Origin of the sequence: uncultured Shewanella sp. (assembly GCF_947501225.1) — a bacterium.
Classification (GTDB): Bacteria; Pseudomonadota; Gammaproteobacteria; order Enterobacterales; family Shewanellaceae; genus Shewanella.
In genome coordinates this window covers 576115-590482 of record NZ_CANMUW010000001.1, presented here as the reverse complement: position 1 = coordinate 590482, position 14368 = coordinate 576115, and the positions used below count along the sequence as shown (strand labels likewise).

Here is a 14368-nt window from a genome sequence, read left to right as displayed (position 1 = left end):
CGTTGAAAGATCTATCTTTCTCAATCTAGCCACCTTGGTGAGCAGCCAGATATTAATATGGTCGGTGATAGAGGATTCGAACCTCTGACCCTCTGGTCCCAAACCAGATGCGCTACCGGGCTGCGCTAATCACCGATGGTAATACTTTTGAGGCCTGCATGACAACTCTGTTATGGGATAGGCTGTCAACCTCTCTCAACTTTGGCTCGAAGCCTTCTCGTTGAGAACGGAGCGCATCTTATCCCCTCATTTGGAATGCGTCAACGGTTTTTTTATAAAGAAAGTCCGCTTGCCTATTTAACAAACTACGGCTTATAAAAAGGCCTATCTTTTATGCTATATCCCAATATAGATAGAATAACTGCTGTTTTCACAACCCAAAATAGAGAGGGACTTAAGAGTCACAGGCCTGCTGCTGTTTTATCCGTCTTGCTCCAATTACTTCAGCTGGAAGAAAAAGGGTAAATTAAATTATCCGTTTTATAGAACTGATTGTTATACCGCTTAATAAATGACACCTTGGCTGTCTCCTGTTAAAATGACGCCGATTTTTTTATCACGCCCCATATAGGATATTCATCCCCATGACAGCTCAAAGAATCGATGGAAAAGCGATCGCTCAGTCCATTCGAACACAGCTAAAAAATAAAGTAACCGCCCGAAAAGAGGCAGGACAGAGGGTACCCGGTTTAGCCGTGATTTTAGTCGGTGCAGATCCCGCTTCACAAGTTTATGTAGGTAGTAAACGACGTGCCTGCGAAGAGGTCGGTTTTTTATCCCGCTCCTATGATTTAGATACCACAACATCTGAAGAGGAATTGCTGGCGCTTATCGATAGATGCAATGAAGACCCAAGCATAGATGGCATCTTAGTTCAGCTCCCTCTGCCAAACCATATCGAAGAGTCTAAAGTTATCGAGCGGATCAGACCCGATAAAGATGTAGACGGTTTCCATCCATACAATGTCGGCCGACTCGCACAGCGAATTCCGGTACTTCGTTCATGTACGCCTATGGGTATCATGACGTTAATTGAATCAACCGGCGTTGATACCTATGGCTTAGATGCGGTAATTGTTGGTGCTTCTAATATCGTCGGTCGCCCCATGAGCCTCGAGCTTCTCCTTGCGGGGTGTACGACAACGACATGTCACCGCTTCACACGCAACCTGGAGGAGAAGGTCAGACAGGCCGATCTGGTCGTTGTTGCCGTGGGTAAGCCAGGTTTCATTCCCGGTGAGTGGATCAAACCCGGTGCGATTGTGATAGATGTTGGTATCAACCGACTCGAAGACGGCAGTTTGGTGGGTGATGTGCAATTTGACACCGCATCCGAGAATGCCAGCTTCATCACCCCCGTTCCCGGTGGTGTAGGCCCAATGACCATTGCCAGTCTGCTGGAAAACACCCTCTATGCAGCCGAGCAGTATCATGACTGAAGCTAGATTCTAGTTGCGAGTTGCGAGTTGCGAGTTGCGAGTTGCGAGTTGCGAGTTGCGAGTTGCGAAAACATATAAAAAAGCCTGCATCTGCAGGCTTTTTTATCGATAAGTTTTTATTTTACTTCTTACGCCAGGTCGTGCCATCCGGCCCATCTTCTAAGATGACCCCCAGCGCATTTAACCCGTCACGGGCGACATCGGCAGCTGGCCAATCTTTTTCGGCTCTGGCTCTGTTACGCTCTACAATCAAGGCTTCAATCTGAGCCACCTCATCATCGCTCCCCTCCCCTTTGAAGAAGGTATCGACATCTTGCTCTAAAATGCCCAACACATCGGCTAGCTCTTTGAGTTTAACACCCAGTGCGGAAGCTTTTTCGATATCGCTCTCTTTCAATCGGTTAATCTCACGAACCATCTCAAACAGTACCGAGTAGGCTTCAGGCGTGTTGAAGTCATCGTCCATCGCCAGCTTAAACTTAGCCACATATTCACCGGCCGGTGCCGCTTCAACCGACAGGTCGAGCCCTTTCAGTGCTGTGTATAGACGCTCCAGTGCAGATTTAGCCTGCTTGAGGTTCTCTTCAGAGTAGTTCAGCTGGCTACGGTAATGACCCGATAACAGGAAATACCTCACGGTTGCCGCATCATAATGTGCTAATACGTCTCTGATGGTAAAGAAGTTATTCAACGACTTTGACATCTTCTCCTTATCTACCATCACCATCCCCGTGTGCATCCAGTAGTTCACATATGGTGTGTCATGGGCACAGCAAGACTGGGCGATTTCATTCTCATGATGAGGAAACTGCAGGTCAGAACCACCGCCATGGATATCGAAATGTTGGCCCAAATGTTTAGAGTTCATCGCCGAACATTCAATGTGCCAGCCGGGACGACCCGGTCCCCATGGTGAATCCCAGGTTGGCTCGCCGGGTTTTGACATTTTCCACAACACGAAGTCCATCGGATCACGTTTAGTATCTTCGACCTCCACACGGGCACCGGCTTGTAACTGCTCCAGGTTTTGCCCCGATAGACGTCCATACTCAGGGAACGAAGAGACACTGAACAACACATCGCCGTTGTCAGAAACATAGGCATGTTCCTTCTCGATAAGTGTGGCAACCATATCGATAATTTCCGGGATATGAAGCGTCGCTCTGGGTTCAAAATCGGGACGCTTCATATTAAGGGCATCGAAGTCACGATGCATCTCGGCAATTAAGCGCTCAGTCAATGACTCACAGCTTTCGTTATTTTCATTAGCACGTTTAATGATCTTGTCATCAACATCGGTGATGTTACGCTGAAAATTAACATCATATCCGGAGTAACGCAGATACCTGACAATCATGTCGAAAGAGACAAAAGTACGACCGTGACCGATATGACAGAGGTCATAGATGGTTATCCCACACACATACATGCCAACTTTTCCGGGCTGTAATGGTTTGAATTCCTCTTTTTGGCGGGTCAGACTGTTGTATAGCTTCAACATCGATATTCTCTTCAACAAAAACAATTAAATTAGCCGTTAAGTTTATCACCGCAAAGTATCGCTTCCAACCGTTTTAGCCAGATGTGAATGATTGAGCACACATTTACTTAAACAGCTGCAATACCGGGTATACCGCAAGGCTTAATCTGCTTGACCCACTCATGGTTAGCGCTTTTTATTATCTCAGGCTCTTTATGCGATCTGGCAATTGCGTTAGAATCCAGCCACAATTTATTATTGCTAAACTTACTGAGAATCAAAACATGATCACTCTTCACACCAACCACGGTGACATTACTCTTGAACTTGACGCGGAAAAGGCGCCAATTACTGTAGAAAACTTTATCAATTACGTGAAAGATGGCTTCTATGACGGTACGGTATTTCATCGCGTGATCGACGGTTTCATGGTTCAAGGTGGCGGTTTCACTGAAGATATGGTTCAAAAGCGTTGCAATGAAACTATCAAGAACGAAGCGAACAACGGCCTTTCAAATGTGACCGGCACTATCGCTATGGCAAGAACTTCTGATCCACACTCGGCGACAGCTCAGTTCTTCATCAACATCAATGACAACACTTTCCTCGACTTTAAATCTGAATCGGCTCAAGGCTGGGGTTACTGTGTATTTGGTAAAGTTACCGAAGGCATGGATGTTGTAAACAAGATCAAGGCAGTCAGCACAGGTAACCGTGGTATGCATCAAGATGTTCCTCTTGAAGCCGTTATCATCGAAAAAGTAACCATTGCTGAATAAACCAGTTTAATGCGAACACTTTTTATTGGCGATCTGCACTTAAGTGCCGATCGCCAAGATATTACCAATGCCTTCAATGCCTTCCTCGATAATCAGCTTGGTGATGTTCAAGCCCTCTATATTCTGGGTGACCTCTTCGAAGTTTGGATTGGTGACGACCTGGCCGAACCTTTCGCCATCGAGTTAGCTCAAAAGTTCAATGAAATATCCAAGCGGCTCCCTATCTACTACATTCATGGCAATCGTGATTTCCTCCTGGGAAGAGACTATGCACGCAAGGCCGGGATGATACTGCTGCCTGAGACTCATTGCATCGACCTGTATGGCACTCCGACCGTGCTTCTGCATGGTGACAGCCTCTGTACACTGGACAAGGCATATCAAAGATTCAGGCGGTTCAGAAACCTGAAGCTGGCAAAATGGATCTATGCACACCTTCCGCGCAAGACCAGACAAAAAATTGCCAATGACCTCAGAAATAAAAGCGCCAGAAGCAACAAGCAAAAGAGTGTATCTATCATGGACGTAGAACAAGATGCCGTCACTGCTTTGCTGGATAAAACCCAAACGCTTCAGATGATCCATGGGCACACTCACAGACCCGACATCCATGAGTTTAAGTCACTCAGCGGCGCCAAGCTTAAACGTATCGTCGTTGGGGATTGGTATGAACAAACCAGTGTACTAAGCGTTTCGGCAGATACAATGGAGCTATCTAGCCTTCCATTTAAACAGTGAACCGATTGCGTCGTCTTGGCTCGCTATGCTCCATCGGCAGGCTCTCGGTTCTCTCGCTCAAACTCCTGTCGGTGCGCCACTATGAAAGTTAAACTCCTCATCGATTGATGAGATCAGATGGGCCTCGTGTTCGGCTATGAGTTCGATACGGTCGCCGATATCTTCACCAGCGATAACCTCTGCCAGGTTTAGATAATCCTGATAGTGTCTCGCCTCAGAGCGCAGCAGCGATACATAGAATTTATTCAGCTCCTCATCCAGGTGGGGAGCCAGCTTGGCGAAACGCTCACAGGATCTTGCCTCGATGAAAGCGCCTATGATCAGCTTGTCTATCAAAGCAGCAGGCTCATGGGTACGAACCATCTTCATCATCCCCTTGGCATAGCGACCCGCCCTCATGTTCCGATAGGGGATCCCCCTCTCATGCATGATCTCAAGTACCTGTTCAAAATGGTGAAACTCCTCCTTTATCAAACGCACCATCTTGGCAATTAACTCAGGACCATGGCCAAAATCAGCTTTAGCGACAAGCCCTGTGGTGAAATCATTCTTCTTGCTGTCCCGATTGAGAAAGTGTTCGATATCTCTATCTTTACAGTAGACAAACTGCTCATAGGGTTTAGCCCAGTCGAGCATCTGCTGGCCACTTTCCCTGTCCACAGCATATCTCCTCACGAAGAACATTCCCGTTTGAGCAGCCTTGAGTTCACAATTGCAGTGATCGATAAGTAATGTGGCAAGGTTCTCGGGCTTTACTGCCTCACGAATCCAACTGTCGGGAGTCGCACATTTTAAAAAAGCCTCTATCGGTGCTAATAACTGCTGCATAGTTTTCTCTAATCAAAAATAAACAAAGAGCTTTGAACTTGAGAGCATTTTCACCACAGAGAAGGATTACCACTGAAGAAACAGTAAGCCACTTCCAAGCCTGGGGCACACCACACAAGTTCCGGGCGCTATTTTATCAGTTTTACCGAACAACTTCCCTACCACAGATAAAATCTAAATCAATGCTTACTTGACTCTTAGCCGTTTATGTTCAATAAATAAACATATACCTCAGGTGTCTTACTCACTATTTTGATGCTGTGGGGATCGTGAGCCGAAAGGTCTTTTGGAATCAGACCAAATGGCATATAGGTTCGTCTGAAGTTTGGCGAGCACAAGTTAAAGCTGAACGAGGATAATTATAATGATATTAAATCACTTAATGGGGCTATACACTCATCCTAAACAGGAGTGGCATACTATTGAGCAGAGCCATGAGGCACTGAAAAGCAGCCTTAGCCATGTCTTGGTCATCGCACTCATTCCCGTGATCTGTACATTTATCGCCGCAACCCAAATTGGATGGAACCTCGGGGTAGGCGAACCGCTGTTTCTTACCCAGCAAAGTGCACTAATCATGTCAGTCAGCATGTACTTTGGCTTAATTGCCGGTGTATTTGCTCTAGCCTATCTGGCATTCTGGATGGCAAAAACTTTCGATGCTAAACCTAGTTTCACCCAGGCACTTGAGCTTGCATCCTATACCGCGACGCCACTGTTTATGGTGGGACTCGCCTCTTTGTACCCAGCACTTTGGTTTATGATGGTAGTCGGCTTAATAGGCCTGGCCTATTCTGTCTATCTGCTCTATACGGGCGTGCCCATCATTATGAACATCCCCGAAGAGAAAGGGTTTATCTATGCCAGCTCCGTGGTAACGGCCGGTCTGGTATTACTTGTCGCCCTTATGGCAACCAGTGTCATTCTATGGAGCTTCGGACTCGGCCCTATGTATCAGTAAAGAAGGTGCAAGGAACAGTAGCGAGGTAAAGACAAAGCTAAGAAAGCTTCGAGTTGCGAACAGATTATTATTAAATACTTTCGCTCGTAGCTCGTAGCTCGTAGCTCGTAGCAAGAAAATACAAAAAAGGCTTTAGGTAACCCCTAAAGCCTTTTTAATCAGATGACTCGCTATTAACGAATTACTGAGAAGAGTCTCTCAATGCAACTGTCAGATTAAAGACTAAACTCTCTGGCGTTGAGTCTTTGTTATCCGCGCAGAAGTAGCCTTCACGCTCGAACTGATAGGCCTTCTCAGCTTCAGCATTCACCAGACCCGCCTCGACAACGCCATGAGTAACGACTAGAGAGTGAGGGTTCAAAACCTCATCGACAGTCTCGGCTGCAGCAGGGTTTGCATCGACAAACAGGCGGTCATAAAGACGGAACTCAGCAGGCTTAGCCGTACTGGCTTCGACCCAATGAATAACGCCTTTAACTTTGCGCCCATCGCTTGGATTCTTACCCAGGGTCTCATCGTCGTAAGTACAATAGATGGTGGTAATGTTACCCTCAGCATCCTTATCACAACGCTCTGCCTTGATAACATACGCATTACGCAGTCGAACTTCTTTTCCTTGCACCAGACGCTTGTACTTTTTATTTGCCTCTTCACGGAAATCATCTGCATCGATGTAAAGTTCACGACCGAATGCTAACTCACGTTTGCCCATCTCTTCAAAGCTTGGGTGAACCGGCGCCTTAATAGTTTCAACCTGCCCTTGCGGATAGTTTTCAATAATCACTTTAACAGGGTTGAGTACCGCCATGGCACGAGGTGCATGTTCATTAAGCTCCTCCCGAATACAGGCATCTAACACGCCCACTTCGACCATGTTCTCCTGCTTAGTGACACCGATTCGTTTGCAGAACTCACGGATCGAAGCCGGGGTATAACCACGGCGTCGAAGGCCGGCAATAGTTGGCATACGCGGGTCATCCCAACCATGGACTATGTCACGCACCACAAGGTCATTAAGCTTACGCTTGGACATCAATGTGTATTCCAGGTTTAACCTTGAAAATTCATACTGACGGGTCCTGTTAGGCGCCTGAAAATCATCTAACTGATCGAGTACCCAATCATAGAGGCGACGGTTATCCTGAAACTCTAATGTACATAATGAGTGACTGATATTTTCGATCGCATCTGAGATACAGTGCGTAAAGTCGTACATCGGATAGATGCACCATTTATCACCACTTTGGTGATGATGGGCAAAGCGAATGCGATAGATAACAGGATCGCGCATACACATAAACGAAGAAGCCATATCAATCTTGGCCCTCAGTGCACACTCCCCCTCTTTGAACTCGCCCTTACGCATCTTTTCAAACAGCTCAAGATTTTCCTGAACTGAAGTATCACGATATGGACTGTTCTTGCCCGGCTCTTTCAGCGTGCCGCGGTACTCGCGGGTCTCATCACTGTTAAGGAAACAGACATACGCCAAGCCTTTATTTATCAACTCAAGGGCATATTGATGTAGCTGATCGAAATAGTTAGATGAATAACGGATCTCACCATCCCACTGGAAGCCAAGCCACTTCACATCATCCTGGATCGAATGTACATAATCGATATCTTCCTTTTCAGGATTGGTATCATCGAAACGTAAATTACATAGGCCTTTATAATCTTGAGCAATACCAAAATTCAGGCAGATAGATTTAGCGTGACCAATATGAAGATAACCGTTAGGCTCTGGCGGAAAACGGGTATGTACACTTGTGTGCTTACCGCTTTCAAGATCTTCATCTATGATGTTACGAATGAAGTTACTTGGACGTACTTCGCTGTCCACATGACTCATGTGATTCCTCTTAAAGAACGATGATATTGATGTAATTGAAAAGATGATCCTATATCTCAGGGCGAGATACAACGGCTGATGTATAAAAATAACAAACAAAGCGAGATAAAACAAAAAAGCAGCGAAAAATCGCTGCTTTTTAAACCATGAATTAATTAACGCTTATTCGGTAACTATCTTTATGCCGGGAATGATCGTCTGGCTACGCTTGGCTTTCTGTTTCAGCCATAGGTAGAAGCCAACCAGTGCCGCGACGAAGAAACCAACCCAGAGACCTGACTGTAGCGGGTGTGCGCTGAAGGTCGCAACCTGATAGAAGATGGTCGCCACGCCATACGCTAAGGCAAACGTCCAGGCTCCGGCAAATGCAGCCCAGCGCCCACCAAACTCACCGACCAAGGCGCCCATAGCGGCAACACAAGGTGTGTAGAGCAGTACAAATAGCAGGTAAGCGAATGCTGCAGCAATACCGGTAAATCCGGCTTGAAGCGCACTGAAGGTAGAGGAATCAACTTCCAGCTCTTCAGATGCTACTGCAACCGATGAGACATCACCCACATCAAGCCCAAGTGGATCATCAACCTGAATACCTAACAAGTTATCCGGAATCGTTGCCAATGCCTCATTTAGCGACTCAATGAAAGGAGCAAGCTCCTCTTCTTCACCTGCTGGCGTGCTATACAAGCTGTTTAGCGTTCCAACCACGGCTTCTTTAGCGAAGATACCGGTAATGATACCCACGGTAGCCGGCCAGTTATCCTGCTCAACGCCCATAGGAGCAAATAGCGGTGTGACCTTCTGGCTCGCAACACTCAATACAGACTCAGAGCTGTCTTCGTGACCAAAAGAGCCGTCGATCCCGATAGAGTTAACGAAGTTCAGTAAAGTTACAACGATAACAATGGTCTTACCCGCGCCCATGATAAAGCTCTTGGTACGCTTACCGGTACGGTTCATCACAGTCTTAAACTTCGGCTTTTCATAGCTTGGCAGCTCCATTACCACGGCGCTGCTACTTCCCGGAAGTAGTGTCGAGCGAAGTAACAAACCGGTACCCACAGCAGCAAAGATGCCTATGATATAAAGCAGGAATACCAGGTTCTGACCCGACTCAGGGAAGAACGCGGCAGCAAAGAGTGCGTAAACGGGAAGACGTGCGCCACATGACATGAAGGGGGCCATCATACCGGTCACGATACGCTCGCGCTCACTGCCTAAGGTTCGGGTCGCCATGATAGCGGGAACCGAGCAGCCAAAACCAACAATCATAGGAACGAAGGCTTTACCGGGAAGGCCGATTCTACGCATCAGGCCATCAACAACGAACGCCGCACGTGCCATGTATCCAGAGCCTTCAAGTACAGACAGAGCCAAAAACAGTGCTGCAATAACCGGAATAAAGGTCGCCACAGTTTGAATACCCTGCCCGATACCACCGGCAACCAGTGTCACCAGCCAGGCCGGAGAGCCCATGCCAGACATAAATGCGCCCAGGTGATCGACAAAAATAGCACCGGCTGTAATATCGAAGAAATCGATAAATGAGCTACCGACATTGATACTGAACATAAACATCAGATACATCACAAACAGGAAGACAGGCACACCGGCAACAGGGTGCAAAATAACCTTGTCTAACTTATCACTGATGGTTTCAGCACCATTAGTCTTTACCGAAGAAGTGTAAACATTCTGAACAAAATCGAATCGGGTCGTCGCAACCATGATCTCGATATCCTGGCCTTGACTGGACAGAGACTCAGAGCACTGATTGACTTCAGCGAGCATCTGACCATTTTTACACTTCCCGCAGCCTAATCCGTTGCCTAGCATAGCCAAAGCACGTCCGCGGCTCAGACCAGAATCATTAGCTAACAGAGAACTTACGCCAGCCTCAATGCGAGAATCATAATCAAGAACAAGAGGTGCTTCAGAAACCTTACCTTCAAGAAGATCGACAACTTGAGCCTTAACCTTTTCGATATCACCTTCATCACGAGAACAAACGCTGACAACCGGGCAGCCTAATGTAAGTGCCATCTTCTCGGCATCGATTTCAATGCCATGCTTCTTGGCCGCATCAATTTTATTGAGCACCACGACCATTGGAATGCCAAGTTCACGAAGCTGTACTGACAGATAGAGGTGTCTTTCAATATTCGTCGCATCGACAAGGTTGATGATACCATCGACCTGTTGTTCTGCCAGATACTGTTGAGCAATCTGCTCATCCAAAGAACAATCACAGCTACTGCCGGCAGGAAGCAGGTCATAGATACCTGGGAGATCTGTAAGGTAAACATCGGCGCCATTTAGTGTAAACTGACCCGTTTTCTTCTCAACCGTCACACCAGACCAGTTACCCACCTGCTGGTTCGCGCCTGTTAATGCATTAAACAGTGTCGATTTACCCGCATTAGGGTTACCGACGGTCACACAATGAAATTGCTTAGGCATTGGCTTTTTCCACCTCTACTCTTTCTACATCAATAACGTCAGCCAGATCACGACGCATACAAAGCTTGCTCCCTCTGATATCGAGTTCAAGACCCGACCCCATTGGTGCCTTTCGAATCATCAAAAAGGAGGTATTTGGCGTTATCCCCATTGATAGCAGCTTACGTTTAACAACGGAGGGCAAGCTCAATTGGCCGACCTCAGAAATAGTGGCGTGTTCGCCGGGATTTAAATCGCTTAATTTCATTATGCTTAATTACCTTTTGACAGGTTTCAATAATTCTTAAACTTGAAACAATTCTAACGGAGGCAAAAGCAGAATAACTTTACCTGGATCAATGTTTCGTAGTGAAAACGAGAATAGTTTTCAATTGTATTGTGTATTATGTGACAAAAGTCTCAACTAATACACTTTTAAAAGGAATTAATTCATACTCTCGGCAACTGAATGATAGTGATTATCATTCGCCATTAATTTTAGTTCAGCCCCGACCTTCTGAGCGTGACATTGATCACACTTTTATTTTTACCTTCTAAATCAGTGCTCTTTAACCTGACCAACAGAGAAAAATGTTACTCAACTGTAGCAAAAGTGTTCTACCATTGAATATCAGTAAACATGTAAATTACTAATATAACAGCTAATGGCATTTTAGCGCTCAGGATGTGTGATGATGAACATGGAATCAGCTCGGTTCAAACAAAAGGTGGCTCCCTTTTTTTTATTTGTCTTAATAACTGTAAGTTTCAATTTATTGGCTGCACCATGGGATGAAAAAGATCCGGCCGAAGTCGAAGCCGTTCTCGATAATAAGTTTGCCGAAGGCAAATATTCTCCTAAAGGTGCGGACTCCTGCCTAATGTGTCACAGAAAGAGTGCCGCAGTGATGGCGCTATTCGACGGCATGCATGGAGATGCGGCTATAAAGGGCTCCCCCATGGCAGACCTTCAATGTGAAGCTTGTCATGGCCCACAGGGCAAACACAATCGAGGTGGCAAGGAGCCGATGATCACATTCGGGGCTAACTCCCCCGTTCCGGCTCATAAACAAAATAGTGTCTGCATGAGCTGCCATAATGATGAGCAACGTATGGCCTGGAGCGGCAACCACCATGACAACGCCGACGTTAGCTGTAGCAGTTGCCACTTAGTTCATACGGGTAACGACCCGATCAGCGACCGCAATCGAGAAGTCGAAGTATGTAGCGCCTGCCATACTCAACAAAAATCCGATATTCATAAACGTTCATCTCATCCGCTTAAATCACAACAGATGGTTTGCAGTGACTGCCATAACCCACATGGAAGCTTAAGTGACTCAAATCTGAAACAGATGAGTGTTAATGAGAACTGCTACTCCTGTCATGCCGAAAAGCGTGGACCTAAGCTGTGGGAACATTCGCCGGTAAGTGATAATTGTGCAAATTGCCATAACCCCCATGGCAGTGTTAATGAAGGCATGCTCATCAGCAAGCCTCCACACTTATGTCAGCAGTGCCATGCTTCCGATGGACACGCTTCAAACGCCGTCTTTACCGGAAGTAAAAATGCCTTCAATGCCGGACAAAGCTGTATGAATTGTCACAGTCAGGTTCATGGTTCTAACCATCCCTCCGGCAAATTACTGCAGCGATAATGGGAGTAGATAAAGATGAGTAACCTAATTTCAAGTCCCGGACAGCAATCCCTCACATTGAGTCTAATCGCCATAGCTGTAGGCAGCATGTTGTCACCTGTCTATGCCGACGGCTACGGATTAGCTCAGGCTAATCGCTCCGGAGTAAAGCTGGATAAGTGGCAATGCAAGCGCTGCAATGTATCCGCTGACACAGTAGGGTCTGTCGGTGCTGGTGTCGCCTATAACGATGGAGCTGACAGCCATTTTGGCAATACAAGCGGCACAGATGAGGATGGTGCCATCGCTCACCTTGAAGCTGAACTGATGTTAAAAAATGAGTCCGGATATCAAACTTATATAGCAGCCGATAAGCTGGGGTATGACAATGGCAGCGCAAGCCTCTCTACCGGTACTCCCGGACAATATGAGGTAGTCTTAGGCTATAGGGCTCTCGCCCATTACGACACTAACGCTGCGTCCACGCCCTATAGTCCTGAAGCCGATTTGTTGAACCTGCCCGAAAACTGGCGACCAGGCGCTACAACAGACCAGATGGCAGAGCTATCAAATAGTGCTGAACCGGCCGCTCTTAAGATGCAAAGAGATAGATTCAACCTGGGCGCTGAGTACACCGGCCACTTCTATCAAGCCGAACTCGATTACCGGCATGAGGCGCGCACCGGAAAACAGACCTTCAATGGTAACCTGCTCACCAACAGTGCCATGCTCGCCCGCCCCATAGATGACTCGACCGATGAACTGGGGGCAAAACTCTATTTTAACGGTGCTAACTGGCTGGCAGGTGTCGATGCAATGGTCAGCCGCTACAACAATGATCATGAGGCCATCAACTGGCAATCGGCCTTCACCCCCACTTTCGGTGCGGCTTACCGGGGGCAGAGCGCCGCACCGACAGATAACAAGGCCTACCGTATCGCCGCCAATGCACGAATCGGCAGCAATGGCCACCGGGTGTTGATGCGCACAGGTTTTAGCCGTTTCAGTCAGGATGAAGCATTTCTGCCCGCGACTATCAATGGTCCATCTCCGTCCCTGCCGCAACCCACATTGGATGGCCGGGTCGACATGATTGAGATGAGTCTGAAATATTCCGGTCGCATCACACCTGAACTCAGCGTTCGTACGGCCTACGACTACAAGGAGAGGGATAACAAGACAGAGCAGCTTAATATGCCTCAGGTTGTCACCGACAGCTACTATGCCGGGACTGCAAGAAACCCGGAGTATGACCGCACCAGACAGCAAGCCACATTCGCTGCCAAGTATCGCTTTACCCGCAATACCTATCTGGATACGGGTTATAAATACGATCATAACAGGTACAGCGATCTCGACAGGCAAACACTACATGAGTCAGGAATATACGCCAGACTCAATTATAGCCCCTCCCGGATATGGTCTCTCGGGGTTAAAGCCGAAGTAAAGGACAGAAGTGGCAGTGAGTACCGGGCTTCAACCGGAACAGCGAGCGCTAACAATCCTCTGATGAGAAAGTCTTACCTCGCCGACAGGGAGCACCGTAAGTTCAATGTACGGGCCACATACCAACCTTCACACGCAGTATCTGTCAGTGCCAACCTACACAATAGCCAGGATGACTATACCGACACAGGTATAGGGTTAACCTATGTTGAATCTACAGGTTACGACGTATCGATACAGTATCTGTTCGACGAAGCGTTAAGCTTTAATGCATTTGTCAATCAGGATTGGCGGGACAGCGATCAGGCAGGTAGCACTAACTTCGGCGAGGCGAACTGGTATGCCAATCAAGATGAGCGTTCCAGTCTCGTCGGTGCCAGCGTGAAGTATGAAAACTTAATGGACAGCAAACTCTCCCTCGGTCTCGATTACAACTACTCCGATGGCCAAAGTGATACTGAAGTCACTCAGGGAGTTACAGCACAATTCGGTGATTATTATTCGACCAAACACAACATCAACGCATTTGCCGACTACCGATTCAGTGAAAAGCTTTCAATCCGCGTCGATTGGCTCTTTGAGCAGTATGAAGATGAGGACTGGAGTAACAATGGGCTTACATTGGACGCCATCCCCAATGTACTGACCTTCAGCTCGCTCAGCCAGGATTACCGTGCCCACTACCTTGGGTTAACCTTGAGTTACCACCTGTAAGCAGAATTTTTCCGGGCCTGATAACGGGACCTCTTGATTAAAGCATTTTTTGTAAACA

Annotated in this window: 11 protein-coding genes and 1 tRNA gene; 6 read left to right on the top strand and 6 right to left on the bottom strand. The window is 47.1% G+C overall.

What is annotated here, in order from left to right; translation table 11 throughout:
* Window positions 1–58: 58 nt before the first annotated feature.
* Window positions 59–135: transfer RNA gene (locus tag Q1B47_RS02415), tRNA-Pro, on the bottom strand.
* Window positions 136–584: 449 nt separating this feature from the next.
* Here Q1B47_RS02415 and folD point away from each other — a divergent pair.
* Window positions 585–1439 (top strand): bifunctional methylenetetrahydrofolate dehydrogenase/methenyltetrahydrofolate cyclohydrolase FolD, encoded by an 855-nt coding sequence (gene folD, locus Q1B47_RS02410; RefSeq protein WP_299788047.1) that lies wholly within the window; start codon window positions 585–587, stop codon window positions 1437–1439.
* Window positions 1440–1560: 121 nt separating this feature from the next.
* Here folD and cysS read toward each other — a convergent pair whose 3' ends face one another.
* Entirely contained in the window at window positions 1561–2940 is a 1380-nt protein-coding gene (gene cysS, locus Q1B47_RS02405; protein ID WP_299788044.1) for a cysteine--tRNA ligase, read from the bottom strand.
* A gap of 263 nt (window positions 2941–3203) precedes the next feature.
* Between cysS and Q1B47_RS02400 the strand changes: the two genes are divergently transcribed.
* Both Q1B47_RS02400 and Q1B47_RS02395 read left to right on the top strand, forming a co-directional pair.
* Entirely contained in the window at window positions 3204–3698 is a 495-nt protein-coding gene (locus Q1B47_RS02400) for a peptidylprolyl isomerase (protein ID WP_299788041.1), read from the top strand.
* A 9-nt stretch (window positions 3699–3707) separates the two neighbouring features.
* Window positions 3708–4436, top strand: a complete 729-nt coding sequence (locus Q1B47_RS02395; RefSeq protein ID WP_299788038.1) for a UDP-2,3-diacylglucosamine diphosphatase — start codon at window positions 3708–3710, stop codon at window positions 4434–4436.
* 57 nt (window positions 4437–4493) lie between these two features.
* On the opposite strand, the gene miaE is transcribed toward Q1B47_RS02395, so the two are convergent.
* Complete coding sequence (gene miaE / locus Q1B47_RS02390; protein ID WP_299788035.1) at window positions 4494–5264, bottom strand: tRNA isopentenyl-2-thiomethyl-A-37 hydroxylase MiaE; 771 nt, start codon at window positions 5262–5264, stop codon at window positions 4494–4496.
* Between the two features lie 364 nt (window positions 5265–5628).
* Here miaE and Q1B47_RS02385 point away from each other — a divergent pair, with 364 nt between their 5' ends.
* Complete coding sequence (locus Q1B47_RS02385) at window positions 5629–6225, top strand: Yip1 family protein (RefSeq protein WP_299788032.1); 597 nt, start codon at window positions 5629–5631, stop codon at window positions 6223–6225.
* 181 nt (window positions 6226–6406) lie between these two features.
* On the opposite strand, the gene glnS is transcribed toward Q1B47_RS02385, so the two are convergent.
* The 3 genes from glnS to Q1B47_RS02370 all read right to left on the bottom strand — a co-directional run bounded on the left by glnS (window position 6407) and on the right by Q1B47_RS02370 (window position 10781).
* The gene (gene glnS, locus Q1B47_RS02380; RefSeq protein WP_299788029.1) at window positions 6407–8077 is read right to left on the bottom strand and encodes a glutamine--tRNA ligase; all 1671 of its coding nucleotides are present in this window, start codon (window positions 8075–8077) and stop codon (window positions 6407–6409) included.
* A 162-nt stretch (window positions 8078–8239) separates the two neighbouring features.
* On the bottom strand, window positions 8240–10534 hold the full coding sequence (gene feoB / locus Q1B47_RS02375) for a Fe(2+) transporter permease subunit FeoB (protein WP_299788026.1): 2295 nt from the start codon (window positions 10532–10534) through the stop codon (window positions 8240–8242).
* Window positions 10527–10781, bottom strand: a complete 255-nt coding sequence (locus Q1B47_RS02370) for a FeoA family protein (protein WP_012141878.1) — start codon at window positions 10779–10781, stop codon at window positions 10527–10529. The genes feoB and Q1B47_RS02370 overlap by 8 nt, the downstream gene beginning before the upstream one ends.
* Before the next feature lie 427 nt (window positions 10782–11208).
* On the opposite strand from Q1B47_RS02370, the gene Q1B47_RS02365 reads away from it, so the two are divergent.
* Both Q1B47_RS02365 and Q1B47_RS02360 read left to right on the top strand, forming a co-directional pair.
* A complete protein-coding gene (locus Q1B47_RS02365) occupies window positions 11209–12171 on the top strand; it encodes a DmsE family decaheme c-type cytochrome (protein WP_299788787.1) in 963 nt (320 codons plus the stop codon).
* A gap of 15 nt (window positions 12172–12186) precedes the next feature.
* Entirely contained in the window at window positions 12187–14310 is a 2124-nt protein-coding gene (locus Q1B47_RS02360; RefSeq protein WP_299788017.1) for an MtrB/PioB family decaheme-associated outer membrane protein, read from the top strand.
* Window positions 14311–14368 lie beyond the last annotated feature (58 nt).

What these genes read in the sequence shown, in the direction of transcription:
- folD (WP_299788047.1), top strand. Translation starts at nt 585, where the DNA reads ATGACAGCTCAAAGAATCGATGGAAAAGCGATCGCTCAGTCCATTCGA.
- cysS (WP_299788044.1), bottom strand. Translation starts at nt 2,940, where the DNA reads ATGTTGAAGCTATACAACAGTCTGACCCGCCAAAAAGAGGAATTCAAA.
- Q1B47_RS02400 (WP_299788041.1), top strand. Translation starts at nt 3,204, where the DNA reads ATGATCACTCTTCACACCAACCACGGTGACATTACTCTTGAACTTGAC.
- Q1B47_RS02395 (WP_299788038.1), top strand. Translation starts at nt 3,708, where the DNA reads ATGCGAACACTTTTTATTGGCGATCTGCACTTAAGTGCCGATCGCCAA.
- miaE (WP_299788035.1), bottom strand. Translation starts at nt 5,264, where the DNA reads ATGCAGCAGTTATTAGCACCGATAGAGGCTTTTTTAAAATGTGCGACT.
- Q1B47_RS02385 (WP_299788032.1), top strand. Translation starts at nt 5,629, where the DNA reads ATGATATTAAATCACTTAATGGGGCTATACACTCATCCTAAACAGGAG.
- glnS (WP_299788029.1), bottom strand. Translation starts at nt 8,077, where the DNA reads ATGAGTCATGTGGACAGCGAAGTACGTCCAAGTAACTTCATTCGTAAC.
- feoB (WP_299788026.1), bottom strand. Translation starts at nt 10,534, where the DNA reads ATGCCTAAGCAATTTCATTGTGTGACCGTCGGTAACCCTAATGCGGGT.
- Q1B47_RS02370 (WP_012141878.1), bottom strand. Translation starts at nt 10,781, where the DNA reads ATGAAATTAAGCGATTTAAATCCCGGCGAACACGCCACTATTTCTGAG.
- Q1B47_RS02365 (WP_299788787.1), top strand. Translation starts at nt 11,209, where the DNA reads ATGAACATGGAATCAGCTCGGTTCAAACAAAAGGTGGCTCCCTTTTTT.
- Q1B47_RS02360 (WP_299788017.1), top strand. Translation starts at nt 12,187, where the DNA reads ATGAGTAACCTAATTTCAAGTCCCGGACAGCAATCCCTCACATTGAGT.